Source organism: Bacillus sp. EB106-06-01-XG163, from assembly GCF_058791615.1.
Genome location: NZ_JBYTDS010000014.1, coordinates 26,521 through 52,201, shown reverse-complemented (window position 1 = coordinate 52,201; position 25,681 = coordinate 26,521). Strand labels below are relative to the sequence as shown.

General features: G+C 47.5%; 27 protein-coding genes. 14 read left to right on the top strand and 13 right to left on the bottom strand.

Annotated elements, in window-relative coordinates:
* Positions 1–1,380 (bottom strand): alkaline phosphatase PhoA, encoded by a 1,380-nt coding sequence (gene phoA, locus AC3WTF_RS15650; protein WP_043021357.1) that lies wholly within the window; start codon positions 1,378–1,380, stop codon positions 1–3.
* A gap of 459 nt (positions 1,381–1,839) precedes the next feature.
* On the opposite strand from phoA, the gene AC3WTF_RS15645 reads away from it, so the two are divergent.
* The gene (locus AC3WTF_RS15645; RefSeq protein WP_007409272.1) at positions 1,840–2,664 is read left to right on the top strand and encodes a C40 family peptidase; all 825 of its coding nucleotides are present in this window, start codon (positions 1,840–1,842) and stop codon (positions 2,662–2,664) included.
* A 68-nt stretch (positions 2,665–2,732) separates the two neighbouring features.
* Here AC3WTF_RS15645 and citR read toward each other — a convergent pair whose 3' ends face one another.
* Positions 2,733–3,608, bottom strand: coding sequence for a transcriptional regulator CitR (gene citR / locus AC3WTF_RS15640; RefSeq protein WP_007409271.1), 876 nt, complete (start codon positions 3,606–3,608; stop codon positions 2,733–2,735).
* 109 nt (positions 3,609–3,717) lie between these two features.
* Between citR and AC3WTF_RS15635 the strand changes: the two genes are divergently transcribed.
* The 4 genes from AC3WTF_RS15635 (at position 3,718) to AC3WTF_RS15620 (ending at position 8,977) form a co-directional block, all read left to right on the top strand.
* The gene (locus AC3WTF_RS15635; RefSeq protein ID WP_039062859.1) at positions 3,718–4,821 is read left to right on the top strand and encodes a citrate synthase/methylcitrate synthase; all 1,104 of its coding nucleotides are present in this window, start codon (positions 3,718–3,720) and stop codon (positions 4,819–4,821) included.
* Between the two features lie 79 nt (positions 4,822–4,900).
* The gene (locus tag AC3WTF_RS15630) at positions 4,901–5,770 is read left to right on the top strand and encodes an SDR family oxidoreductase (RefSeq protein ID WP_015417120.1); all 870 of its coding nucleotides are present in this window, start codon (positions 4,901–4,903) and stop codon (positions 5,768–5,770) included.
* Between the two features lie 333 nt (positions 5,771–6,103).
* Positions 6,104–7,507 carry a branched-chain amino acid transporter BcaP gene (bcaP, locus tag AC3WTF_RS15625; protein ID WP_327948239.1) on the top strand — a complete coding sequence of 468 codons (1,404 nt, stop codon included), beginning with the start codon at positions 6,104–6,106 and terminating at the stop codon, positions 7,505–7,507.
* Between the two features lie 114 nt (positions 7,508–7,621).
* Positions 7,622–8,977 (top strand): sodium-dependent transporter, encoded by a 1,356-nt coding sequence (locus AC3WTF_RS15620; protein WP_015239483.1) that lies wholly within the window; start codon positions 7,622–7,624, stop codon positions 8,975–8,977.
* A gap of 36 nt (positions 8,978–9,013) precedes the next feature.
* Here the strand turns inward: AC3WTF_RS15620 and AC3WTF_RS15615 are convergent, their stop codons facing one another.
* From AC3WTF_RS15615 to sigM, 3 genes are read right to left on the bottom strand one after another with little or no spacing between them, the layout of a single operon-like run.
* Entirely contained in the window at positions 9,014–9,304 is a 291-nt protein-coding gene (locus AC3WTF_RS15615; RefSeq protein WP_003155315.1) for an anti-sigma-M factor, read from the bottom strand.
* On the bottom strand, positions 9,292–10,365 hold the full coding sequence (locus tag AC3WTF_RS15610) for an anti-sigma factor (RefSeq protein ID WP_042635015.1): 1,074 nt from the start codon (positions 10,363–10,365) through the stop codon (positions 9,292–9,294). Before AC3WTF_RS15610 ends, AC3WTF_RS15615 begins: the two co-directional genes overlap by 13 nt.
* A complete protein-coding gene (sigM, locus tag AC3WTF_RS15605; RefSeq protein WP_003155312.1) occupies positions 10,358–10,849 on the bottom strand; it encodes an RNA polymerase sigma factor SigM in 492 nt (163 codons plus the stop codon). Before sigM ends, AC3WTF_RS15610 begins: the two co-directional genes overlap by 8 nt.
* 240 nt (positions 10,850–11,089) lie before the next feature.
* Here sigM and AC3WTF_RS15600 point away from each other — a divergent pair, with 240 nt between their 5' ends.
* Positions 11,090–11,689, top strand: coding sequence for a lysophospholipid acyltransferase family protein (locus AC3WTF_RS15600; RefSeq protein WP_007409265.1), 600 nt, complete (start codon positions 11,090–11,092; stop codon positions 11,687–11,689).
* Between the two features lie 45 nt (positions 11,690–11,734).
* On the opposite strand, the gene AC3WTF_RS15595 is transcribed toward AC3WTF_RS15600, so the two are convergent.
* Together AC3WTF_RS15595 and cueR are read right to left on the bottom strand one after the other, a co-directional pair.
* A complete protein-coding gene (locus tag AC3WTF_RS15595) occupies positions 11,735–13,069 on the bottom strand; it encodes a hemolysin family protein (RefSeq protein ID WP_047935535.1) in 1,335 nt (444 codons plus the stop codon).
* Positions 13,070–13,130: 61 nt separating this feature from the next.
* Positions 13,131–13,556 carry a Cu(I)-responsive transcriptional regulator gene (gene cueR / locus AC3WTF_RS15590; RefSeq protein ID WP_007409263.1) on the bottom strand — a complete coding sequence of 142 codons (426 nt, stop codon included), beginning with the start codon at positions 13,554–13,556 and terminating at the stop codon, positions 13,131–13,133.
* Positions 13,557–13,735: 179 nt separating this feature from the next.
* Between cueR and AC3WTF_RS15585 the strand changes: the two genes are divergently transcribed.
* The 3 genes from AC3WTF_RS15585 (at position 13,736) to AC3WTF_RS15575 (ending at position 17,816) form a co-directional block, all read left to right on the top strand.
* The gene (locus AC3WTF_RS15585) at positions 13,736–14,920 is read left to right on the top strand and encodes a pyridoxal phosphate-dependent aminotransferase (RefSeq protein ID WP_015417125.1); all 1,185 of its coding nucleotides are present in this window, start codon (positions 13,736–13,738) and stop codon (positions 14,918–14,920) included.
* Positions 14,921–14,952: 32 nt separating this feature from the next.
* On the top strand, positions 14,953–16,197 hold the full coding sequence (locus tag AC3WTF_RS15580; protein WP_492314303.1) for a beta-ketoacyl synthase N-terminal-like domain-containing protein: 1,245 nt from the start codon (positions 14,953–14,955) through the stop codon (positions 16,195–16,197).
* Between the two features lie 230 nt (positions 16,198–16,427).
* Positions 16,428–17,816: a hemolysin family protein gene (locus tag AC3WTF_RS15575; RefSeq protein ID WP_047935536.1), complete on the top strand. Its 1,389-nt coding sequence runs from the start codon at positions 16,428–16,430 to the stop codon at positions 17,814–17,816.
* Between the two features lie 13 nt (positions 17,817–17,829).
* Here the strand turns inward: AC3WTF_RS15575 and crcB are convergent, their stop codons facing one another.
* Genes crcB through AC3WTF_RS15560 form a run of 3 tightly spaced genes read right to left on the bottom strand, consistent with a single transcriptional unit; the run spans position 17,830 to position 19,299 of the window.
* A complete protein-coding gene (gene crcB / locus AC3WTF_RS15570) occupies positions 17,830–18,189 on the bottom strand; it encodes a fluoride efflux transporter CrcB (RefSeq protein WP_047935537.1) in 360 nt (119 codons plus the stop codon).
* The gene (locus tag AC3WTF_RS15565) at positions 18,186–18,581 is read right to left on the bottom strand and encodes a fluoride efflux transporter FluC (RefSeq protein WP_007409258.1); all 396 of its coding nucleotides are present in this window, start codon (positions 18,579–18,581) and stop codon (positions 18,186–18,188) included. Before AC3WTF_RS15565 ends, crcB begins: the two co-directional genes overlap by 4 nt.
* 1 nt (position 18,582) lies before the next feature.
* Positions 18,583–19,299, bottom strand: coding sequence for a glycerophosphodiester phosphodiesterase (locus AC3WTF_RS15560; RefSeq protein ID WP_047935538.1), 717 nt, complete (start codon positions 19,297–19,299; stop codon positions 18,583–18,585).
* 169 nt (positions 19,300–19,468) lie between these two features.
* Here AC3WTF_RS15560 and AC3WTF_RS15555 point away from each other — a divergent pair, with 169 nt between their 5' ends.
* The 3 genes from AC3WTF_RS15555 (at position 19,469) to AC3WTF_RS15545 (ending at position 21,647) form a co-directional block, all read left to right on the top strand.
* Entirely contained in the window at positions 19,469–19,573 is a 105-nt protein-coding gene (locus AC3WTF_RS15555; protein WP_003155299.1) for a YhdX family protein, read from the top strand.
* A gap of 163 nt (positions 19,574–19,736) precedes the next feature.
* The gene (locus AC3WTF_RS15550; RefSeq protein ID WP_007409256.1) at positions 19,737–20,852 is read left to right on the top strand and encodes a mechanosensitive ion channel family protein; all 1,116 of its coding nucleotides are present in this window, start codon (positions 19,737–19,739) and stop codon (positions 20,850–20,852) included.
* Between the two features lie 63 nt (positions 20,853–20,915).
* Positions 20,916–21,647 (top strand): NAD-dependent protein deacylase, encoded by a 732-nt coding sequence (locus tag AC3WTF_RS15545; RefSeq protein WP_369878810.1) that lies wholly within the window; start codon positions 20,916–20,918, stop codon positions 21,645–21,647.
* A 33-nt stretch (positions 21,648–21,680) separates the two neighbouring features.
* On the opposite strand, the gene AC3WTF_RS15540 is transcribed toward AC3WTF_RS15545, so the two are convergent.
* Entirely contained in the window at positions 21,681–22,529 is an 849-nt protein-coding gene (locus AC3WTF_RS15540) for a polysaccharide deacetylase family protein (RefSeq protein WP_025284491.1), read from the bottom strand.
* A 256-nt stretch (positions 22,530–22,785) separates the two neighbouring features.
* On the opposite strand from AC3WTF_RS15540, the gene dat reads away from it, so the two are divergent.
* Entirely contained in the window at positions 22,786–23,637 is an 852-nt protein-coding gene (dat, locus tag AC3WTF_RS15535; RefSeq protein ID WP_047935539.1) for a D-amino-acid transaminase, read from the top strand.
* Positions 23,638–23,678: 41 nt separating this feature from the next.
* Here dat and AC3WTF_RS15530 read toward each other — a convergent pair whose 3' ends face one another.
* Positions 23,679–24,263 carry a TetR/AcrR family transcriptional regulator gene (locus tag AC3WTF_RS15530; protein ID WP_012117186.1) on the bottom strand — a complete coding sequence of 195 codons (585 nt, stop codon included), beginning with the start codon at positions 24,261–24,263 and terminating at the stop codon, positions 23,679–23,681.
* Positions 24,264–24,371: 108 nt separating this feature from the next.
* On the opposite strand from AC3WTF_RS15530, the gene AC3WTF_RS15525 reads away from it, so the two are divergent.
* Positions 24,372–24,923, top strand: coding sequence for a hypothetical protein (locus AC3WTF_RS15525; RefSeq protein WP_007409251.1), 552 nt, complete (start codon positions 24,372–24,374; stop codon positions 24,921–24,923).
* Positions 24,924–24,961: 38 nt separating this feature from the next.
* On the opposite strand, the gene AC3WTF_RS15520 is transcribed toward AC3WTF_RS15525, so the two are convergent.
* A complete protein-coding gene (locus tag AC3WTF_RS15520; protein WP_007409250.1) occupies positions 24,962–25,462 on the bottom strand; it encodes a universal stress protein in 501 nt (166 codons plus the stop codon).
* Positions 25,463–25,681: the final 219 nt, after the last annotated feature.

Genomic DNA, 25,681 nt, shown 5'->3' with positions numbered 1-25,681 from the left:
TTATTTTCCGTGTTTCAGGATGTGAAAGATCTTTTTGGCCTGGTCCGTGTTGTTTAAAAGCCCCGTAAATGACTCTCTTCCCGGACCGTATGCGTAAACGGGAACTTCTTCGCCTGTATGATCGCCGGTTGTCCAGCCGCTGTTGGTTTTCGCATTAAAGAGCTTAATGATCGCTTTGTAGATGCTCTTGTCAGCATCCTGTTTTGCGGCCGTTTCGATCTGTTTGATTTCAGCTTTTGACCATTTCAGGTCTGTATAGCGCGCAAGCACGGAAGATACGGATTTGCCCGCTTTGATTTGGTCAGCCATAAATGCCGGGGTTTTTTTTGCGGCAAGAATCGGTTCAACATGCCAGTTTTTATCGTCATTCGCGCCGATCGTCAATCCGCCGGTGGTATGATCAGCCGTGGCAACGACAAGCGTATGTTTGTCCTTTTTGGCAAATGCGATCGCTGCTTTATACGCTTTTTCAAAATCCTTCATTTCGCTCATTGCGCCGACTATATCATTGTCATGTCCCGCCCAGTCAATTTGGCTGCCTTCGACCATTAAGAAAAACCCTTTTTTATTCTTGTTCAGCCTGTCGATCGCTGCCGTTGTCATGTCTTCTAATGAAGGGACGGCGTTTGAGCGGTCGATTGCTTTGTCGAGTCCGCCATCGGCAAACAGGCCGAGAATCTTCTTGTTACGATCCTTTTTGAGCTCCTGTTTTGATGTCACGTAGCTGTATCCCGCTTTTTTGAAATCCTTTGTTACATTGCGGTCTTTACGGATAAAGTTTGACTTGCCGCCTCCGAGGAGCACATCGACTTTCTGTTTTCCGTTGATGCGGTCATCAAAGTAGCTGCTTGCGATGTCATCCATGTTCTTTCGGGATTTGTTATGGGCTCCGAATGCCGCAGGGGTGGCGTGGGCAATCTCCGAAGTTGCGACAAGTCCGGTGGATTTCCCTCTTTGTTTCGCTTCTTCGAGGACGGATTTTACCCGCTTTCCTTTTTTATCGACTCCGATCGCCGCGTTATACGTTTTCACGCCCGTGGCCATTGCCGTGCCTGCCGCCGCGGAATCGGTAATATTGGAATCAGGATCGTCAGGATAAGTCATCATCATACCGGTGAGATTGGGGTCGAATGCCGTCAGTTTCATACCATCCGAAGGCTTTCCTTTGTTAATGACCGAACGGTAGGCGTTCATATAGGGAGCGCCCATTCCGTCGCCGACCATGAAGATGACGTTTCTGATTTCGTTTTTGTCAGGCTGTTTTTTTGCCGCAGCCTGTTCGGAGTGCTGAAGCCCCGCGCCCGCAATCAGACCGGCTGTCAGCACGGATACGGCTGCCGCCGGCAGAAGTTTTGATCGAACCTGTTTAAATAGACTCATTCTCACTCGTCCTCCTTTAATCGTGTCTGCATGTCTAATGGTAGGGGGTGTTTGTAAAGAGCGCCTGTTCCTCCTGTAAATTTCAGGTGAAACATTGTTAGAAATGTAAATTCCAGTGTAAAGTTATGTTTTCAAGAAAGAGTGAAAACCATTCACTTTTTTGAAAAAGTCGAGGATTTTTTTAACAAGGGGTTATTTGGAAAATAAACTGCTTTGTTTTTCCAAAATACGAGGATCACAGGAAAAAAACATGACAAATTGACTCGTTTTTCGTCACGTTTGAAATCAAATTGAAATATTTAATACCCTTAAAAACTTTTTTCTAAAACGAATTAGTAAGAAATTTGTCACGGGAAGTCAAGTCTATTTCTAGTGGAAATTGAACCTTATAATAGGAAACAGATAAAAACTTTAAAAAAGAGACACATAAAATAGATAGAATCATTCAGGGAGGAAAATATGAAAAAGCAACTTGTTACAGCAACAACGGCAGTGGTTTTGGGGACGACTTTGTTTGCGGGCGCGGCATCTGCGCAAACGATTAAGGTAAAAAAAGGCGATACATTATGGGGACTTTCAAATCGGTATGGAACGTCAATTAATTCCATTAAATCTGAGAACAAATTAAAATCGGATATCATTTACATCGGTCAGACGCTTTCGATTAACGGTAAATCATCCTCAGGTTCAAGCTCAAGCAGCAAGTCATCATCGTCTACATATAAAGTCGTAAAAGGCGACAGCCTTTGGAAAATTGCGAATAAATATAAAATGACGGTAAACCAATTAAAAAGTTTAAACGGTTTAAAAACGGACCTGATCCGCATCGGACAAGTTCTTAAAGTAAAGGGATCAACTTCCGGTTCAACGTCTTCAGGATCTTCGTCATCAAAGCAGCCTTCATCCAGCCATAATGCTGCACAGACGAGCCTGAATGTAAACAAGCTGATTTCTGATGCGCAATCTTTAATCGGCACGCCGTATGTATGGGGCGGAACAACGACTTCCGGCTTTGACTGCAGCGGATTTATCTGGTACCTGTTAAACAAACAGACGAGTGTCGGCAGAACGAGCACTGCGGGATACTGGAGCTCAATGAAGAGCGTGTCCAGCCCGTCAAGAGGAGACTTCGTCTTCTTTACAACATATCAGGCCGGCCCTTCACACATGGGTGTGTACATCGGAAACAACAAGTTCATCCATGCCGGTTCTGACGGCGTCACAACAAGTGATCTGAATAACAGCTACTGGAAACCGCGCTACCTGGGCGCGAAAAGATTCTAGCAGCGATAGAAACCCGTTCATCAGAACGGGTTTTTTATTTAGACGGGACAGAGCTCCATTTGTTTCACCTAAAAATGAAAATGTGATAAAAAATCTAAAAAGGTTTTCTTTTTTTCATTTTCATAGAGGGCGATGGCGTATGCGCCCGCGCTCGGCATCTGGGCGAATTCGCACGGAATTTCAATCATGCTGCCTGCGGCGAGTTCGGCCCGTACCGCTGACAGCGGCAGAAATGAGACACCCAGCCCCTCTTTAATAAATCGTTTCGTAATATGCGTCTGTGTCACCTTCATTGTCCTGACGAAAGGGAACTGTATTCTGACCTGGCGGAGCAAATCATCCCAATAGTCAGGATGGTTATGGGTCAAAAGCAGATATTGTCCGAACAGGTCTTTCACTTCATCCGCCTTCCCTGTTCCGGGTTTTCGGCCGGGCGGCGCGACGAGGACAACGGGGTCATTGTACAGGGGGCGGCAAGTGAGGGAAGATGATTGCACCTTTAAGCAGCTCAGTCCGATATCGGCTGAGCCGTTTCTGATTTGAGAGGCGATTTCTTCCGATTCGAAAATGGTGACCGTCATTTCGGTTTCTTTATTGTCCTCTGTATAACGCTTCATGACAGACGGGAGAACGGTGTCGGCGATAAGCGGCGAAACAGCGAGTGTCAGCGTGTGCGAGTAGCCCTGGCGCACCCTGTGCAGCTCCGCCATGCTGTTTTCATAGTCTTCCAAAAGCCTCATGGCAAACGGCACGTATGCTTTTCCTTCTTCGGTCAATTGTATTTTCCGGCCGCTTCGCTGAAACAGCTTGCAGCTGATTTCTTTCTCTAATAATTTTATATGAACGGTGACGGTCGGCTGAGATAAAAAAAGCGTTTCCGCCGTTTTTCTGAAATTCTCATATTTTGCCGCGGTGACGAAGGTGTGAAGCCATTTAAAATCCATAGATGCACTCCTCTGATTAAAAGTTTTAATTAATTCCCTTAAAAATATTCATTATTTTTTAAATATTATATTTACTATAATAACAGAAAGAGGATAAGGGGGAATGAAATTGATTTATCGTGGATTGAAAGGGATTACTTGTGCAGAAACGGCGATCAGCCACATTGACGGAGAAAAGGGGCATTTAATATATCGCGGCTATGATGCGAAGGATATCGCGCTGCAATCCAGTTTTGAAGAAGCGGCGTATCTCATTTTGAACGGGGCGCTTCCTGATGAGCGGCAATTGCTTGCGTTTCAGGAAGAACTTGCAGCCGAGCGCGGGCTTCCGAAACATTTGATCGACTTACTGGAAACGCTTCCGGATGAAATGGACGACATGGCGGTGCTGAGAACGGCTGTTTCAGGTTTGGGCACAGATTCATTTACATATCCGCCCAAGCCGGAAGAAGCGGTTAAACTGATTGCCGTCACACCGACGATTATTGCGTACAGATACCGCCGTAAACAAGGGCAGGAAGCGTTGTCACCTGAGGCGCGATACGGACACGTTGAAAACTATTTGTATATGCTGACAGGCAGGCAGCCGTCCGCAGCCCAAAAGAAAGCGCTTGAAACGTATATGATTCTGGCGATGGAGCACGGGATGAATGCATCGACTTTTTCAGCGAGAGTCACCGTTTCGACTGAATCGGACTTAGTGTCTGCCGTCACTGCCGCACTGGGTACGATGAAAGGGCCGCTGCACGGAGGCGCGCCTTCAGGCGTCACGAAAATGCTTGAAGACATCGGGAAAAAAGAAAATGCAGAAGCGTATTTGGCAGCGAAGCTTATGAGGGGAGAACGCCTGATGGGCTTCGGGCACAGGGTGTACAAAACAAAAGACCCGCGGGCGGAAGCGCTGCGCATAAAGGCTGAAGAAGTGGCGGGAAATGATCCGTCGCTTGACTTGGCGCTTTATGTGGAGAAGGAAGCCATCCGCCTGTTAGAGCAATATAAGCCCGGACGGAAGCTGTATACGAATGTGGAGTTTTACGCAGCGGCTGTGATGCAGGCCATTGATGTCGACAATGATTTGTTTACGCCGACCTTTTCAGCAAGCAGAATGGCAGGCTGGTGCGCACACGTGCTTGAACAGTCCGCTGACAACATGATTTACAGGCCGTCTGCGAAATACACCGGCGCTTTTCCCGAAACGGCTCAGCAGCTTTAATTACCGGCATATTTGTCCGTTTAACTCTCCGCGCTGCGTGGTATCGTTTCAGTAATACCAATTGCAGGAGTGTGAGAATATGAATCCGATGGACAGACAGACGGAAGGACAAAAGCCGCAGGTGCAAAACCGCCAGCCCGGCATTGAGTCAGACATGGAGCCGAAACCGCTCTTGGAGGACCCGGATGTAAAAGGGTCGGGCAGATTAAAAGGAAAAGTCGCCGTCATCACGGGCGGAGACAGCGGCATCGGCGCAGCGGCTGCGATCGCTTACGCGAAGGAAGGGGCGGATCTTGCCATCCTGTACCTAGACGAACATGCCGATGCCGAGAGAACGAAAAAGCGTGCGGAAGAATACCAGGCCGAATGCCTGTTAATTCCGGGAGACGTCGGTGATGAGGCGCATTGTCAGAAGGCGGTCCGGCAAGTCTTAGATCACTACGGAAAAATAGATATTCTCGTTAATAATGCGGCTGAGCAGCATCCGCAAAACGGGATTCTTGATATTACAGCTGAACAGCTGGAGAAGACATTCCGTACAAACATGTTTTCTATGTTTCATATGACAAAAGCCGTGCTGCCCCACCTGCAAAGAGGGAGCGCCATCATTAATACAACGTCTATTACCGCTTATCAGGGAGACACATCATTGATCGACTATTCGTGCACGAAAGGCGGCATCGTTTCCTTTACGCGTTCAATGGCGATGTCATTGGCCGATCAGGGGATCAGAGTAAATGCGGTGGCCCCCGGGCCGATCTGGACCGCCCTGATTCCGGCAACGTTTACTGAAGAAAAGGTGGAAAAGCATGGTCTGGACACTCCGATGGGAAGACCGGGACAGCCTGCGGAACACGCCGGAGCTTACGTGCTTCTGGCTTCAGACGAATCTTCCTATATGACGGGGCAAACCATTCACGTAAATGGCGGCAGATTTATTTCAACATAATACGCAAGTCTTATCCCGCGCTTTTAAAAAGGGCGGGATTTTTATTTGAACGTACATATGAATACGATCTTCAAAAAATGGAAGTCTCCAGCTGAATCACTAATGTTAATATTTCACAGTGGAGAATCCGCTGAGTTCTGTTTTATGAAAACTAAAAATAATATATAGAATTTTCAAAAAAGTTATTTTCATTTTTATATTTTTCGCTATAATATGACATAGGAGAAAGGAATGATGTGCTGAAACATTTCATGCGAAAAATAAGAATTTAGTCATTATTGCTATTGTTATCTGAATATTCTAACATATATTGATTTACAAGGAGTGAAGCAGATGAAGGGGAGCGTATTCAGAAAGAAAAGCATTCAGGACCTGCTTGCCGCAACGGGCGGGGAAAAGTCGCTGAAAAGAGAGTTAGGGGCCTTTGATCTGACCCTTCTGGGGATAGGGGCCATCATCGGAACGGGGATTTTTGTATTAACCGGAACAGGCGCTGTCACGGCGGGGCCGGGGCTGACCGTTTCATTTGTCATCGCCGCTCTTGCGTGTTTATTTGCGGCTCTGTCATATGCCGAATTTGCTTCAAGCGTCCCGGTTTCGGGTTCCGTCTACACGTTTACTTATGCGACACTGGGTGAACTTCTCGCGTTTATCATCGGATGGGATTTAATCTTGGAATATATGCTCGCCGTCAGCGCGGTTTCGGTCGGCTGGTCCGGCTATTTTCAATCATTCTTGGCGGGCTTCGGCATTCATCTTCCGACCGCATTAACGGCCGCGCCGGGATCCATTAAAGGCACGGTCACATTCTTTAATCTCCCCGCATTTGTTATCGTGCTTGCGATTACATTCCTCCTCTATTTAGGCATTAAGGAATCGAAGCGGGTCAATAATATTATGGTCATTTTGAAGGTTCTGGTTGTTCTATTGTTTATCGCCGTTGCGGCCGTATATGTCAAACCTCACAACTGGCAGCCGTTTATACCGATGGGGTTCGGCGGTGTTTTCAGTGCCGCGGCGCTCGTTTTCTTCTCTTTTATCGGTTTTGACGCCGTCTCTTCCGCCGCTGAAGAAACGAAAAATCCGGCGAAGGATCTGCCGAAAGGAATTATCTTTTCATTAATCGTCTGCACCGTGCTGTATGTGACCGTATCGGCGATTATGACGGGCGTCGTTCCGTTTGCCCGCTTTGAAGGCGTTGACCATCCCGTGTCTCTCGTCCTGCAGATGGCCGGACAGAATTGGGTGGCCGGGATTATTGATATCGGCGCAGTGTTGGGAATGACAACGGTGATGCTCGTCATGCTGTACGGCCAGACGAGGGTGATGTTTGCCATGTCCCGTGACGGTTTGGTGCCGGGGTCGCTTTCAAAAGTCCATTCGAAGCATAAAACGCCGCACGTGGTGACATGGGTGTTCGGCATCCTGTCGGCATTACTCGGCTCGCTTGTCCCGCTTGATGAACTGGCGAAGCTGGTGAACATCGGCACGCTTGCCGCATTTGTCCTGATTTCCGTGGCGGTTATCGTATTGAGAAAGAAACAGCCTGATCTGCCGCGGGCTTTTAAATGTCCGGGGGTTCCCTTTATTCCGGTATTGTCCATTCTGTTCTGCGTGTTTTTGATTATTAACCTCGGCGCCACCACCATATTCCGTTTCTTTATCTGGCTGATCATCGGTCTGGTGATTTATTTCTTATATTCGAGAAAGCATTCGAAATTAAACGGGGATTTGTAAGGAGCGGCACCCGCCGCTCCTTTTTATTTTTCGGAATAATGAAACATATTAAAATGGGCTTAAGTTATCGCAGCGAATAAGGGATAATATAGGGCGGAAGGGAAGTGGAAAGTCGTGTCTGACCAAAAAAGGGTTCAATGGGCCTCAAAAATAGGATTTATTATGGCCGCTGCCGGTTCGGCGATCGGCCTGGGAGCCATTTGGAAGTTCCCTTACGTAGCGGGTACGAACGGGGGAGGCGCTTTTTTTCTTATATTCGTCCTCTTTACCGTGCTTTTAGGCTATCCGCTTTTGCTCGGTGAATTTATTTTCGGAAGACGGAGCCAGACAAATGCGATTGATGCCTACAAACAAGCCGCGCCGAAGTCGGTATGGCACCTTACGGGTTATGTGGGTGTGGCGGCCTGTTTTTTAGTTTTGTCTTTTTACAGTGTTGTCGGCGGGTGGATTTTGCTTTATGTGTTAAAAGCCGTTACCGGTTCTTTATCCGGGCTCACTCAGGAGCAGTACGGCACGGTGTTCGGGACGGTCATTGAAAATCCGATCCAGACTCTCATTGCGCAGCTTGTATTTATGATCATGACGGTGGCGGTCGTCGCAAAAGGCGTGCAGAAAGGGATTGAACGTGTCAGTGCGGTGCTGATGCCGATTTTATTCGTGCTGTTTCTATTGCTTGTGCTGCGATCAGTCACGCTCGATCATGCCGTTGAGGGGATTAGATTTTTATTGGTTCCGCACTTTGAAGATTTGACGCCGGAATCCATCCTATATGCTTTAGGACAGGCGTTTTTTACATTAACGCTCGGTGTTTCGGTCATGGTGACATACAGTTCGTACCTGCCGAAAACCCAAAATCTTCCGGGTTCGGCGGGTTCCATTGTTATGATGAATGTGCTCGTTACGCTGTTTGCGGGACTGGCCATTTTCCCGGCGGTTTTTTCGTTCGGCTTTAAACCGGATGAAGGGCCTACACTGCTGTTTACCGTGCTGCCGGCTGTGTTTGACCGGCTGCCGTTCGGCTCGCTGTTTTTTATCAGCTTTTTGGCGGTCTTTTTCTTCGCCGCGCTGACTTCGGCCTTTTCGATGGTGGAAATTATCGTGGCGACTGTGGGGAAAGGTGATGAAACGAAAAGAAAGAAGCTGTCGTGGACAAGCGGTCTGCTCATTTTCTTAGTCGGAATTCCGTCTTGTTTATCATACGGTGTGCTCGGTGATGTTCATTTGTTCGGAAAAACGTTTTTTGATCTTGCGGATTTCACCGTCAGCAATGTGCTGATTCCGCTCGGCGCTTTATTAATATCAATCTTCGTCCCGCTGAAAATACCGAAGCAGGAGCTGTTTGCCGAGATGAAAAGCGGTTCCGCCATCGGCTATCGTTTCTTTCAGGTGTGGTATTTCCTTCTGAAATATCTCGTGCCGCTGGCTATCATCGTCGTATTGCTGCATTTAATCGGCGTTCTTTCATTTTAAAAAAACAGGCCCCCGTAAAAGGGCCTGTTTTTATGTTTAAAAACCGAATTGCAGATTCGTATCAACCGCAACGATCGTATATACACAGACAATGACGAACAGATTGAGAATGACACCGAGCAGTCCCGGGCCCGTCCGTCCTTTTTTAATAAACAGCTCAATGATGCCGAACGGCACGGCGGCCATCGCAAACGGCAGCATCTGATAAGAATAGAAAGTCACATTGCTGATGATTGCCACGTTCAAAAGCAGCAGCGACAAAATCGCGGTACCGACTGATATCCAGCCGAAAACATTATGCTCTTTAAAAATTCTTACCAATTCCATAATTCCACCTCACCGATGTTTGCTGCTTTTACTGTTTTGTTTTTCAGCAGACGTTCGATTTCTTTTGTCGGCCCCGTCACGACAGAGCCGTATACGTTCATTCCGTGATGTTCAACATAGTCGATTCGGCTGCCCAGATTCATGTCTTTGCGTTTCGATATTGCATGCGCCCATTTTTTATGGCGGGACATAAATTCAAGGGCATTGATAAATTGTTCACGGTCTGTCTGTCCTTGCGTTTCGAAAGAGGACACCATCTTGGAATCTTTCCCGGGAAATCCTAACGGCTCTGCATAAGGACTGTCTTTCAGATTTTTCTCCGTTTCGACCGCGTTCCATAAAAACTTCACATCGTATTTTTTAAAAGTCGAATATATTTGAGAAGAAGGGTAGGCCCTGTCATAAGAAAGATAGACCTCCGCCACGCTTCCTTCAGGCAATTTTTTTAATGTCTGTCCGGCTTTGTCAATCGTGGGTTCCTTTAAGCCGGAAGGATGGGCGAAATAATGCTTTGCCTGTGCCGCGTCTAGATCATAGTAGTTAACGGCAGGCGATTTGACCGTATCTAAAAACATTTCAATCCGTTCTCCGCCGACCGATTTCGTTTTTGTGCCGATCTGCTTTTGCAGCGGAAATTCCGTATTCATTCCAAACAGCTTCACCTGGCTTTTCAGTCCGGAGGTATCGACGAGGACGTTCGGCATTGTGGTCGCCACCGTCACTGCCGCGGTCTCCATTAATTGATTGCCGGTGCTTTCTTTTCCTCCCAGACCGTAATAGAGGTAGCTTCCTAATGTGCAAAGCGGCAAAATCATCAAAGTGGAGATGACGGCGAGAACTGAAATCCGCAAATACGATTTGCGTTTTCCGTATGATAAAATGGCCTTCTGTTTTTCCGGGCTGATGCCGACGTCCCATTCCCGGTCGTCCTGCATTTCGCTTTCAATCAACTCCTGATAGACTTCCAGCTTTTCCAGCTCTTCTTCAAAGGCGGCCATTTCCCGGTCGCTCATTTCTCCATTTTTGTATTGGTAAAAACGCTTTTTAAATTCTTCATTCATCATTAACACCTCTATTATAAAGTGCTTTCAGCCGCTGTCTGGCACGAAATAAAACACTTTTAAAATTAGCCTCTGAAATATTCATAATATGGGATGCTTCTTTGTAATTCAGTTCTTTTAAATAATACAGTGTTAAGGCCTCCCGATAATTGTCGGGAAGTTCGGACATATACCCTGTCAGCACTTCCTTGATTTCAATCTGATGAGCCGGGCTTTGAACAGCCGTCTGAAAAAGGCTCCCAATTAAGTCATCGGAAATGGTCACTTCCTTTTTATGTTTTCTGACATAATCTATAAACGCATTTCTCGCCACTTGAAAAAGCCATGGCTTTACTTTGCTGTGGTCGTAGGAGTGAATGTGTATGTATGCCCTCATAAAGGTTTCCTGCAGCAAATCTTCAGCGAGATGCTTGTCTTTTGTCATGGAGAGCAGGAACCGGTAAACATCATTCATATACATTTGGTAAATTTCATCGATCGTCACTGCCTTTTCTCCCCTCTATGTTATACACGCATAAGAAAGGTTTAAAGTTGCACGTTCCATGCAAACGGCTTAAATTCATTTTCACCTCATCAAACACCATTTCTCTATAGTACCCAAAATCCGTCATAAAAGATAGAGATCGGCGGAGGAAAAATATAATTATTAGTACCAGGTAATAAAAAATATTGTTATAATAGAGAGAGAGAACACTTTTGATCATTACAACAAAGGAAGTGCGTTATGTATAAGTTTTGTGCAAATGCCATCAAATGCATTCTATCCCTGCGCGGAGGAGTGAAAGTGTACAATAAAGAGAATCTTCCGTCTGATAAAGGATTCGTTATCGCGTGCACGCATGCGGGCTGGGTGGACGTCCTCACGCTCGGTGTCGGGATATTGCCCCATCAGATTCATTATATGGCGAAAAAAGAGCTGTTTCAGAAAAAGTGGATCGGACGTTTTTTGAAGAAGATTCACGCGTTCCCGGTTGACCGTGAAAATCCGGGCCCAAGCAGCATTAAAACGCCGATTAAGCTTCTGAAGGAAGGAAAGATTGTCGGGATTTTTCCGAGCGGCACGAGAACATCTGAAGACGTCCCGCTGAAAAGAGGGGCCGTGACCATCGCCCAAATGGGAAAAGCGCCGCTCGTTCCGGCCGCATATAAAGGGCCGTCTACGGGAAAAGCGCTGTTTAAAAAGGGAAAAATGCGGCTTATCATCGGCGAGCCGATTTTTTTGGAGGACTTTTCCGATCTTGCGCCAAAGGAGAGGCTTGCGGCCATGACAGAAGAGCTGAATGCCAGAATTAAAGAGCTTGAGAAAAAACTTGAACAATTGTAAATGAAAAAAAGCTTGCCGTCTGTATCAGACGCGCAAGCTTTTTTGTTATGCTTCTTTTTGTTCGGCGGTTTCCAGCAGTTCATCAAACGCCATTTTTTTCACTTCGATATATGCGACGTGGTGGCCGTCAATTTCATTAATGATAAATTCGCAGCCTTCTTCGATAATCGAGTCGTATTGTTCGACGTCGTATTTCTGGGTAAGGAACCAGCCGCCGATGGTGTCGACCTCGTCATTTTCCAAATGGATGCCGAGGAGTTCGTTCACTTGATCAATCAGGACCTTGCCGTCAAGCATGTAATGGCCGTCGCCGAGTTTACGGATTTCGTTGATTTCATCGATATCAAATTCATCACGGATTTCCCCGACGATTTCTTCAATAATGTCTTCAACGGTGACAAGCCCCGCGGTTCCGCCGTATTCATCCGACAGAATCGCCATATGAACGCGTTCCTTCTGCATTTTTACAAGCAGATCGTGAATCGGTGCCGACTCAATCACATGGATGATCGGATTGACAAAATCGGTAATCGGCGAGTCGACTGATACTTCGCCGCTGATGCAGGCGGTCAGCACTTCTTTAATGTTAATAACGCCGATAATATTATCTTTGTCACCCTCTTCGACAGGGTACCGGGTATATTTTTCAATCTGAATGATGTCCATCATTTCAGAAATTTTGATATCATGCGGCAGACTGACGATTTCCGTACGCGGAATCATGATTTCTTTTGCAAGTCTGTCGTCAAATTCAAAGATTTTGTTCACGTATTTAAATTCAGACTGGTTGATTTCACCGCTTTTATAGCTTTCCGATAAAATGATGCGCAGCTCTTCTTCAGAGTGGGCAAGCTCATTTTCAGACACCGTCTCAAGACCGAACGCCTTCGTTAAAAGACGGGCGGAGTTGTTCAGAAGCCAGATAAACGGGAACATGATGCGGTAAAACCAAATGAGCGGTTTCGAAAACAGCATTGAAACGGCTTCCGCTTTCTGGATGGCGACTGTTTTCGGCGCCAACTCTCCCACGACCACGTGTAAGAATGTAATGATCGCATAGGCGAGAATAAATGAAATAATATGCGATAATGAGCTTGGTACGTTTATCTTTGTGAAAAGCGGATGAAGCAAGCGTTCAATCGTTGATTCGCCTAAGACACCAAGACCGATGGAAGTCAATGTTATGCCGAGCTGGCACGCCGATAAATACTCATCTAAATGCGTGGTCACTTTTTTGACACCGATTGCGGCTTTATTTCCTTCTGCTATAAGCTGGTCAACCCGTGAGCCTCTGATTCTGATTATCGCAAACTCAGATGCTACGAAAAATGCCGTCAGCGCGATTAAAACCGCGACTAAAATCAAATTCACAATGTCCAATTAGAACCTTCACTCCTTTTGGGAAGATGAAGGTAACACCTCCTGTTAGTAAGATAATGGTTTAACTTAACAGCAGCATAAATGATTGAAGCACTGCAAGCTTTTCAGGAGCCAGCCTTTTTTTCAGCTGGGCGCGCTCCTCTGGTTCAAGCTTTTCAAACCGATTCAAGATCACGGAGATGTTTTGATTCATGTGATCAATTTCCGATGCCAGATTTCCAATATCGTCAGGCAGGGCTGAAGAGGGAAACTGGTTCTCCAGTCGATCTTTTATATCAGACAGGGCCAATCGCTGCTTTTTACAAGCGACTATAAACTTTAACCGATTAAGTGCAAGTGTATCGTAGTAACGATAGTTCGAACAAGACCTGTCAGGCTTTAAAAGCCCGAGGTTTGTGTAGTAATCCACCGTGCGTTTCGTTACACCGGCAAGCTCTGCTAATTCACTGATGCGATAAGTCTCAGCCCCATCTAAATCCCTCCCCAACCATCACGTTATAGTTATGAGAATAGTTTAATATATGAAGGGGAGTTTGCACAAGTTTATTGTTTTCCGTCTTTCTCCTGAAACGGCGCGGCGGGCTGTCTGAAAAAGCGTTGACTGCGCCATGTAAATCTTTCATAATCATTGTAAATAGAAACGGAAGAAAAAGACAGAAGGGACAGATGACAGTGGCCGGTTTATCACGGGAAGTGACACAGAATCTGGAGAAAGGGTCATGGATACGCAAACTATTTGATGAAGGCGCTCGGCTGAAAAAAGAGTTCGGCGCCGATAAGGTGTTTGACTTTTCAATAGGAAATCCGGTTGCGGAGCCGCCTGAAACATTTAAAAAGGCGCTTTGCGAAGCGGCTGAAACAGGGCGGCACGGATACATACAAAACCAGGGGCTTCCGGAGGCGAGAGAAAAGGTTGCGCGCTTTTTGTCAGAGCGGTTTCAGACAGAAATTTCCGCCAGGCATACAGTCATGACGGTCGGAGCCGGCGGGGCGCTGAATGTCGCGCTGAAGAGCATTTTAAACCCGGAGGAAGAAGTCATCCTTCTTTCGCCTTATTTTGCGGAATATAAAGCGTATGTTGAAAATTACCGCGGCAGACCCGTCATCTGCCCGCTGACTGACTCATTTGAGATTGATATTGAAGCGGTTAAAGGTGCGATCACCCCCCGTACGAAAGGACTGATCGTTAATACGCCGCATAATCCGACGGGGACTGTGCTCAGCCAGAAAAACCTTAACGAATTGGGCGCCTTATTAAAAGAAGCCGAAGAGCGGAACGGCCAAAGCATATTTATTTTATTTGATGAACCGTACAGCCAGCTGATCTACGGAGAAGAGCAGGCGAATCCGTTTCAGGCGTATCACCGCGTGATTTTAGTCAGTTCGTTCAGTAAAGATCTCGGCATTGCGGGGGAAAGGCTCGGGTATATCGCGGCAGACGCCCAAATGCCTGAGGGCGATCTTCTGACGGATGCGTTCGTTTTCTGCAACCGGACGCTCGGCTTTGTGAACGCTCCGGTCATGATGCAGCGTGCCGTGGCGAAAATGGATGATCTTTCGATTGACGCTGAACCTTACAGAAAGCGGAGAGACCTTATGGTGGACATCCTCACAGAAGCCGGTTTCGAATTTGAAATGCCGAAAGGAGGCTTTTTCGTCTTTCCGAAATCACCGATTGAAGACGAGGTGGCATTCTGCATGCATGCCGCACAGAAATACAAACTATTGATCGTACCCGGCAGCGGATTTGGAAAAAGCGGCTATTTCCGATTATCTTTCAGCGTGCCTTCAGAACAGATCAGACAGTCGCGCGATATTTTCAAAGCACTGTATCAAGATTTTTCTTCATAGCTTCCAATACATAAAGATGGGAGAACGGACAAATGTCGAGGAGTAATAATGGCACGTCAGACATCAGCATTACAGGAATCGGAGTCTTAACCGCGGTCGGACAAGGCAAGGAGGCGTTTCTCGATGCGCTTATGGAGGGGCGGCACGCCTTTGATGTGATGAAACGGCCCGGCCGGCAGAAAGGCAGTTCGTTTATCGGCGCGGAGCTTAGCGAATTAACGCCGCCGGACGCGCTGTCGAAGCGCTTGTACCGAAGGGCCGCATTATCGGGAAAGACGGCGCTTATCGCTTTATATGAAGCGTGGCATGACGCTCAATTAGACGGCGCTGATCACAGCCGCACCGGTCTGATTATCGGCGGCTCGAATATGACGCAGCGCGAATTGCTGCAGGCCTTTGAGAAAAACGGTGAAACGCCGCAATTTGTAAATCCGACATACGGGCTTTCTTTTATGGATAGTGATTTGTCGGGGCTTTGTACGGAGCAATTCGGGATAAAAGGGCCGGCCTTTACGGTCGGCGGCGCGTCGGCAAGCGGCCAGGCGGCGGTTATTCAGGCTGCTCAAGGAATCAAAGGCGGCCTGTTTGACCGGTGCATCGTGGTCGGGGCGCTGGCCGATCTGTCGTACATGGAGTGTCATGCTCTCCGTTCTTTGGGAGCGATGGGCACTGATACATACGCTGAACGGCCTGAAGCCGCCTGCCGCCCGTTTGACCGGCATACGGACGGGTTTATATTCGGAGAGGCGTGCGGGGCGATTGTGCTGGAACGCGCTGAATCTGCCGAACAGAGGGGCGCGCGTTCGTGGGCCGGCTTAAAGGGCTGGGGGATGGCTTCTGATGCGAACCGCAACCCGAATCCTTCAGCAGAGGGCGAAATGACGGTGATCCGCCAGGCGCTGGAGCGGGCCGGTCTTTCAGCAAAAGAGATCGATTACATCAACCCGCACGGCACCGGTTCGCCGATCGGTGATAAGACTGAATGCCGGGCGCTTTCTGAAAGCGGCCTGTCGCACGCGCGGATTAATGCGACAAAATCGATTACCGGACACGGTCTGAGTGCGGCCGGAACGGTGGAAATCATTGCTGCTCTCTTGCAAATGCGGGAAAACAAGCTTCATCCGATCCGAAACTTAACGGAGCCGATTGACGATTCATTTCAGTGGGTGACCGACGGGCCGAGCGCCCATACCGTACACCATGCGTTAAGCTTAAGCATGGGATTCGGGGGGATTAATACGGCGCTTTGTTTAGAAAATCATTTCCGGAGCAGATAACGGCAGCCTTCTTTTTGAAGGCTGTTTTTTATATGATAAAAAATCTGAAAATGATGAAAGAATGGAGTTGTGATACAATAAACTATACAAATGACAATCATGCTTTGACTTAGGAGGTGGCAGGATGGGGCCCTCTGTGTAGTCAATCACCCATTTCGTTCCTCTCGCTTAAGAAAAAACGATGAAATCAGGAGGTGACGTCCTTATCCTTCAATTCGGGATAAGGTGAAATGGACGATATTGACAGTTTGATTTTAATCGGTGTGCTCATTACGTTAACGGCATTTTTCGTGGCGAGTGAATTTGCGATCGTCAGAGTGAGAAGATCCAGAATCGATCAGCTCATTTCAGAAGGGAACAGACGGGCGGTGCTCGCAAAGCGTATCATTACGGATCTTGATGAGTATTTATCCGCCTCGCAGCTTGGCATTACACTCACATCCATCGGGCTCGGCGTACTGGGAGAGCCTGCATTTGAGCGGATGCTTCATCCTGTGTTTCAGGGCATGGGGCTGCCGGATTCTGCTGAGCATGTGATTGCTTTTGCTGCGGCGTACGGGCTGATTACGTTTCTGCATGTCGTCGTCGGTGAGCTTGCGCCTAAAACGGTTGCGATTCAAAAAGCGGAAAAGCTGACGTTATGGATTGCCGGACCGCTTCGGTTATTTTACGTGTTCATGTTCCCGTTTATTTGGGTGCTGAACGGCTCCGCGAGAATTCTGACCGGTTTGGCCGGATTAAAGCCGGCATCTGAGCATGAAGGCTCCCACTCTGAAGAAGAGCTGCGGATCCTGCTGTCAGAAAGTTTAAAAAACGGAGAAATCAATCCGTCTGAATATACGTTTGTGAATAAAATTTTTGATTTTGATAATCGGATCGCCAAGGAAATCATGATCCCGAGAAAAGAAATCGCGGCTGTTTCCACTGATATGGACGTTCCGGAAATGCTTGATATGATGCTGAAAGATAAATATACGCGCTGGCCCGTAACGGACGGGGACAAAGACAGTGTCATCGGCATGATCAATACGAAGCATCTCTTTTCAGATCTGCTGTTTATGACAGAAGATGAAAAAGCGGAAGTATCCATCACGTCTTACATCCGCCCGGTGATTGAAGTCATCGAGACGATCCCGATACACGACCTGCTGATAAAAATGCAGAGAGAACGGATTCATTTGGCGATATTGTCTGATGAATACGGCGGAACGTCCGGTCTTGTGACGACCGAAGACATACTTGAAGAAATCGTCGGCGATATCAGAGACGAATTTGATGAGGACGAACAGCCGCAGATTCAAAAGCTGTCCGAACGCCATTATGTGCTGGACGGAAAGGTTCGGATCGATCAGGTGAATCATCTTCTCGGCGCAGGGATTGAAGAGGAAGTCGACACGATCGGCGGTCTTGTGCTGAAACGGAATATTGACATCTGTGCGGGTGAGTCGATACAAATCGGGGGATACACTGCCCTCATATTAGAAATGGACGGCCGGTTTATTAAACAGCTTGAACTCAAAGAAGAACAGGGCCGCCCGGGCGGTCAGGGAACAATAAACCGCCAGCTGCCCGTGCCTGAAACGGTCATGCTTCATAACGCAACCTTGAGCGAAAAATAAGCTCAAGGTTTTTTTACATGGATATCATAACAAAGCCGCACCAGAACGCCAAAAGGCTTCCGGCTGCTGAAACAGCGATGTAGAGCAGGCTTTCCTTTATGCGGTTGTTCATCATCAGCTGCACGGCTTCAATACTGAACGTGGAAAAGGTCGTAAACGCACCGAAAAAGCCCGTCGCGATGATGATGCCGGCAGAAGGATTATCCAGGCCCAGGCCGGTGAACATGCCGAGGCCGAAGGAGCCGAGCAGGTTGACCGCAGCCATGCCAAGCGGAATCGGAAAACCTTTTGTTCTTTCTGAAATTGTTTTACCCAGCAGAGAACGTAATATCGCTCCGATACCCGCTGCGATAAGCATCAGGACGATCGTCATGGCGTATCATGCCCCCTTCCCGCTGCGTGAAGGGCAATCCGCCGTCCCCAGAAAATGCCGGCACATGCAAGGGCAATGCCAGAGACTAATGTCGCGGCAGCATAACAAAAAGCCGCTGCGGGAGACGATTGCAGCAGAAAAATGGTTTCTTTTGCGAAGGTTGACATCGTCGTGAAACCTCCGCAAAAACCGGTTCCTAAAAAGGCGGTCAAAAGAGGGCGTTTGGCCCGAATGATGAAATAACCCGTAATAAGACCGAGTAAAAGGCTTCCCGCCGCATTTTCGAGGAAAGTGGCCGCCGGGAAAGAACCGCTGTGAATGTGCGCGCTCATTTCAAAGCGGAGCAATGCGCCAAGCGCGCCTCCGATAAAAATTGCGATGTATTGTTTCATATCAGCCATCCTTAGAAATAAAATCCGGAAAATCAGTTACAATGCCGTCAACTGCCATCATTTGCAGTTTTTCGGCCGTCTTTTGATTTCTGACCGTCCAGGCAAATACTTTCAGGCCGTGTCTGTGAGCGGTGGAAATCAAGAACCGATTCAGGCGGGTATATTTAATATTGACATAATTTACGGCTGATTTGTAGGCGGCCAGCTGGCTTTTGGAAAACATCCCGAAGCTGGGTCTTGCAATTATTGCAGTCGGAACGGACGGATACATGTCGTGAAAGGACTGAATTGACTTGAGGCTGAATGATTGAACGATAGGGTGGATGGAAAAGGAAAACCTGCTTAACAGCTGGCCGACTGCTTTTTCAAGACCGACTTGAGAAACGTGCCCTTTCAGTTCAATTAAAAAACCGATTTCAGAATGATAACGCTTCAAGACCTCTTCGAGCAGGGGAATCCGCTCCCCTTTAAACTCAGCCCCATACCAGCTGCCGGCGTCCAGAGACTGCAGCTTCTTCAGCGTAAAATCTTTTACAAAACCGGAGCCGTCCGTCGTCCGGTCGACTTTGTCATCATGGATGACGACAATCTGGCCGTCTTTTGTGAGCTGGACGTCAAGCTCAATGAAATCAGCGTTCATTTCGGCAGCGATATCAAATGCCGCAAATGTATTTTCGGGCGCGTAACCGGATGCGCCGCGATGAGCGATGGTATACAAGCTTGTCAGCTCCCCTCATGGGCATTTCTGTTATTATATCAGATTCGTATATGCACAGCGATTCAAACTGGTGAATGTGCGAAACAGTATTTTTTTGGAATAAAGATAGTGCTTTTTTCGGTTTACAATCCGCAGTGATGATTTATAATGGCAAAAAGGAGGCGAGATCATGGGAAAAGGGAGATTGAAAGTGGAAGAAAGAATTAAGGCCGAAACCGATGCTGAAATCCAAAAAGCGACTCTCCTGAAACAGACACAATCAAAGAAGAAATAGTGCCTGACCCTGTTGTATCTGGCTGAAAGATGAACGAATGTGTGAAAAACCCCGGCTGTGCTCTGATGCCGGGGTTTTTCAGGCTGCCTAAAGACATTAAAAGAAGCTGATGTCCGAATGTTTTAGTATAATAGATTTTCGACAAGACAAAGGAGCATATGCCATGATGACACAATTTCAGAGCTTTTTTACTCTTGACCATATTTTGCAGATCAGTATCAGCATCGGAATTTTAGCGGCTTTTCTCGTTTTGAGAAAACTGTTTGTCAAATACTTTTTTCAGCTCATTTACAAATTGGCGAACAAGCCGAAAACCGACATATTCAAACAGATTGCCGTAGCGTTTGACAAGCCGGCCAGATGGTTTTTCGTGGCGCTGGGTCTGTTTTTGGCGATTGAGTATTCGCCGTTTTTAGACGGGCAGATGGACATTGTCAAAAAATTGTACCGCTCTCTGATCGTTGCGCTGATCGCCTGGGGGCTTTGCAATCTGACATCGGCGTCTTCGTTTTTATTTCATAAAGTCAATCAGCGCTTTGAGCTTGATATGGATGACATTTTGGCGCCGTTTTTATCCAAGGTGCTGCGCTTTGTCATTCTCGCGCTCAGCGTCAGTGTGATCGCGCAGGAATTCAATTATGATGTAAACGGGTTCGTGGCCGGACTCGGACTTGGCGGATTGGCCTTCGCGCTTGCGGCTAAAGATACGATCAGCAATTTTTTCGGCGGCATTATCATCATTACGGAAAAGCCGTTTACGATCGGCGACTGGGTCGAGACGTCATCTGTGACGGGGGGCGTTGAAGATATCACATTCCGAAGCACAAGGTTCCGCACGGCGCAGGGGGCGCTTGTTACCGTACCCAATTCAACGCTGTCCATGGAAGCCATCACAAACTGGACGAGGATGACGAAGCGCCAGGTCACGTTTTCCGTTCGTGTTTCTTATGCGACGCCGATTGATCGTTTAGAGCGGTGCATCACAAGGCTCAGAGAAATGCTTCGTGAACATGAAGGCGTGCATGATGATACGATTATGGTTAACTTTGACGTGTTTGCAGACAGCTATTACAATCTGTTTTTCAACTTTTACACAAAGACCATCGTCTGGGCGGAAAGCCTGGACGTGCGGCAGGATATCAACCGCCGGATTATTGATATTTTTGCTGAGGAAGGCGTGGAGTTCGCCTATCCGGGCCAGAATGTATTCGTAAAACAGAAAAGCCACGATGATCCGGTTCATGTGAAGGATCATTCCGGAGAAAAAGAACGGGCATAACAGGCGCCGTTCTTTTTTCATGATATGATAAAAAGAAAAGGCGGTGGAAGAGTGGAAGCGTTTATGACATTGATCAATCAGGCGGAACGTATCGTGGTGCTGACGGGAGCGGGAATGAGCACGGAATCCGGCATTCCTGATTTTCGTTCGGCGGGCGGTATATGGACCGAAGACACCTCCAGAATGGAAGCGATGAGCAGGGAATCCTTTGAACGCCGTCCGCGTGAATTCTGGCCTAAATTCAAACAGCTCTTTCAGATGAAAATGAGCGGAAGCTATGAGCCGAATGCCGGCCATACGTATTTGGCGGATCTTGAAAAGCGGGGAAAGCAGGTAGACATTTTCACGCAGAATATTGACGGGCTGCATAAGAAAGCGGGAAGCAGCAGTGTCTATGAGCTTCACGGTTCAATTCAGACCGCCGCATGCCCCCGCTGCGGAGCGCGCTACGGGCTTTCTCATCTGCTGAAGGACGAAGTGCCGGAATGTACGGCGGAAATCGGTGATCATGCGGTATGCGGCACCGTATTAAAAACGGATGTCGTGCTGTTCGGCGATCTCGTTCAGCATTTTGAAACCCTTTATGAAAAGCTTGATAAAGCTGATCTTCTTCTTGTGATCGGCACTTCGCTTGAAGTGGCGCCGGCAAGGTTTGTCCCTGAGGATGCGGGCCGGATTCCCGGTTTGAAGCAGGTGATCATTAACCTTGAGCCGACATATTGCGACCATTTATTTGATCTTGTCATTCATGAGAAGATCGGTGAATTTGCAAAACGGATCAGCGCCGCGACATAAAAAAAGCCGGATCATATACAGATCCGGCTTTTCTTATTCATGGACGGGAATCATTTGATCCGTCAGAACATCAAAGGAGTAGCCCTGGGCTTTCAGTTTTTGGATCAGGCTCGGCAAAGCGTGCACCGTCGCAGGCAGATCGTGCATTAAAATGACATGCGGCCTGCTCGTATGAACGCTTTCCAAATATGCGAGCTGATTCAATACTTCCGGCACGTACCGTGCGTTTTTGTACTTCCAGTCTTCACTGTCTATCGTCCAGTCCCAGTACACGAATCCGCCTTTTTCGAGATTCTTAATCTGGGCATCCGTCAATGACGGTTTACTGCCGTAAGGCGTGCGGACAAGATCCGTTTTTACTCCGGTGATTGCCTCGAGTGTATCGCGTCCCTGCTGCATTTCGTTCAGCGGTGATGTCGGTGTTTGATAAAACAGGTGATTATCGTGCGTCACGCCGTGCAGGCCGAGCGCGATTCCTTCCTGCTTCGCTCTTTGCACGGAATGCTGATAGGCTTTCATCCGCGGTTCAAGCATAAAAAAAGTGGCCTTTGCGCCATTTGCCTTCAATACATTCAACAGCTGTTCAGTATATGGAGACGGCCCGTCGTCGAAGGTTAAATATACCGTTTTTTTCCCTGGGTCACGCTCTCTCTGCAAATGTTTCATTAAGACGTCGGGAGAATCATTTTTCAGCCGCAGGCTTTCTGCTTCATCCCGAAGCTGCCCGTTTGCGGTCACGGTGACCTGTTTGTTTTTTGCGGCGGAAGCGGAATATCCCATTATGACGATTACCAGAAGCAGTCCGCACAAAACTGCTAAACTCGTAAGTTTAAAAGCCAATGAAAACAGAGAAGGGGAAGCACCTTCTTTTGTGTTGCGCATAACAATCTCTCCAGTAGCATAAGTTTCTGCATAATGCCGATAACAGCGGAGGCTTGCGAAGTGCCATAAGTTAACAGCATATGTATGTCGAATCAAGTATACAGGAACAAAACTGGAAAAGACATAGAAAAGATGTCGAATAATAAGATTTTAAGAAAAAAATAAACTCCGCAGCCGGCTCGTTCAGTATGATAGAATAGTTGACAATAACAGCTGAGAATGCACATCACGGCAGATAACGATGAGGAGGGTTTACATGAAGACATTAGTAAACGGCCAGTTGATTGATCGTGAAGAAGCGGCAGTTGATATTGAGGACCGCGGATATCAATTCGGTGACGGTGTGTATGAGGTCATCAGAGTGTATAACGGCGCCTTATTCGGTCTGCGTGAGCACATCGACCGTCTTTTCAGAAGCGCCGCAGAAATCGGCATCACCCTGCCGTTCTCCGCAGAGGACATAGAATGGGATCTGCAAAAGCTTGTACAGGAAAACAAACTCATTGACGGCGGGATCTATATGCAGACGACGAGAGGGAAGGCGCCGCGCAAGCACCAGTATGACGAAGGTTTGGAACCGCAGACGACGGCATATACCTTTTCAGTGAAAAAACCGGAAAATGAACAAAAAGCCGGAGCGCAGGCCATAACGGCGGAAGACAAACGCTGGCTGAGGTGTGACATTAAGAGTCTGAATTTACTGTATAATGTGATGATTAAACAAAAAGCCTATGAAGCAGGCGCTTATGAAGCGGTGCTGATAAGGGACGGAGCGGTCACGGAAGGAACCTCTTCCAATGTATACGCCGTCATAAACGGCACTGTCCGGACGCATCCTGCAAATGAGCTGATTTTAAACGGCATTACGCGGATGAAACTGTTAGAGCTGATGAAAGAAAACGGGATTGAGGTGCGGGAGAAGGCTCTTACCGAAGACGAACTCAGGGATGCGGATGAAATTTTCATCTCGTCAACGACGGCTGAATTAATCCCGATCGTAACCCTTGACGGGAAACCGGTCGGAAGCGGAGCGCCGGGACCTGTAGCCAAAACGATTCAGGAGGCTTTTCAGTCGCACATTCAGCAGGAGCTCGGGGTTCAGTCATAAGCTGAAAAAAGGCCGGAACACATCCGGCCTTTTTGCTTCAGTCAGATAAAAAGAGATTCGATATGCTGCACGAGCACACGGGAGATCTTCTCTTTTGAAAGACGCTCAGGTTCAAGCATGGCATGCAGCGCCAATCCGTCGGCGATGGCGTACATTTTCTCCGCTTCGATCTCTTTATCAAGATTCGGTTTCAGAAGCTTATTTTCATCCAGCCAGTCAATCAGACCGCGGATATATGCCAAGATCCCGTCCTGCTGGGGTTGAAACTCTTCTCCCTTATGTCTGGCATAAGCTGTGAAAGCGAACCATACCTCCATTTCAGCCATCGTTTCTTCATCTGTCGGGATGATTTCAAGCATCAGACGCACCGCTTTTTCTTTCGGCGGCAGATCTTTCATGGCAACTTCGTTAATTCTGGCGGCCGCTTTTTCTTTTACGAGTGTCATCGCATACCCTAAAAGCTCATCCTGGGTGGTGAAATAGTGCCTCAGCGCGCCTAAAGAAAGACCCGCTTCCTGGGCGATGTTTCTCACTGTCGCTCCTTCCATTCCCCGCTCCAAAATCGTCCGCCAAGTGGCTTCGGCTATTTGTTTTCTTCTTTTTTCATGATCGATTATTTTAGGCATGGTTCCAGTGTAACAGGAAATATTTTTTCTTGCAATTTTGTAATACAGTTGTATTAAATAAAAAGCAGTGATACAATGCATTTTAGAAAACGATAAGGGGGAACCGGATTGAACGCGATTGCTTGGTTGATTGTCATTTGTGAGGCTGCTTTTTGGGCGGCTGTCATCTTCGGATTGGCGGCGCGCTATATATTCAGGCGGCAAAAGCTCGGAATGTTTTTTTTCGCTCTCATTCCTTTATTGGATGCCGTACTGTTTCTGGCGGCCGCAGCTGATTTATACAGAGGGGCGGCGGCGACTATGGCGCATGCGGTGGCGGCCATTTATATCGGAGTGTCTGTCGCCTTCGGGAAAAGCATGATTCAATGGGCGGATGAGCGGTTCCGCTATTATGTGGTCAAGGAAGGGGCAAAACCGGTCAAACGGTACGGGCTGGATTATGCCAAACATTATGCAAAAGGATGGGGAAGACATGTATTAGCATTTGTCATCGGCGGCGTTCTTTTAGCCGGAACGGTATTTCTCATTCAGGACGCTTCCCGCACCGAAGCGCTCAGCAAGCTGTTAAAGGGCTGGTCTGTCGTATTGTGCATCGATTTTTTGATCATGGCGAGTTTTTTTGTGATGCCGAAAAAAAGAAGAAACAGCCGGGAGCTGTAAAAAAAGCAGCTTTTGATTAAGCTGCTTTACAGAAAGAATTATTTTACGATCAGCACGGGAATATCGGATTTCGATGACAGTTTTTCACTGACACTTCCGAATAAAAGTTTTTTCAGCCTGTTCTGGTCCCGGCTCCCCATGACGATCAAATCCGCCGATATACGGTCGGCATGCTCGATAATGGCATCAGCGGGATCACCTTCTAAAATGTCGATATCCCCGTCAATCTGGCTGTCGTTCATCAGCATTCTCGCTTCCGCAACGATTTCTTCCGTACGGTCTTCATAAATCATCGGATCAGGGGAGATTCTTTCCGCCTGGAGCGGGTCAGGAACGCTTGCAATCCCGCCGCCGATATACGTTGCCCCGGCTCCCGGCCTCGGGGGATCAACAATCGTCCGGGTATCTTTTGCATTGTGGGAATGTACGACCGTTAAATCCGCGTGAAATGTTTTTGAAAGGTCTATGGCTTTTTGAAGCGCTTTTTTACTATCATCACTTCCGTCAAAAGCTGCTATCAACCGGTCCGCGTGAAACATCGGCCTCATCCTTTCAGTAAAAAAGGTTTGTTTTACAATACCCGAGTGGCAGAAATGTAAAACCTGCATTGACAAAAAAAGGATTTGTTTATATGATGAAGGAACAATATAGGGAAAAAGGAGGTATGGATCATGTCAAAACTAAAGCTTGTCAACTCATCTTCAGCTGAATACCGGCGTGACTCCCATACAGCGTCCGTTTTCTGAACATTCGCTTAA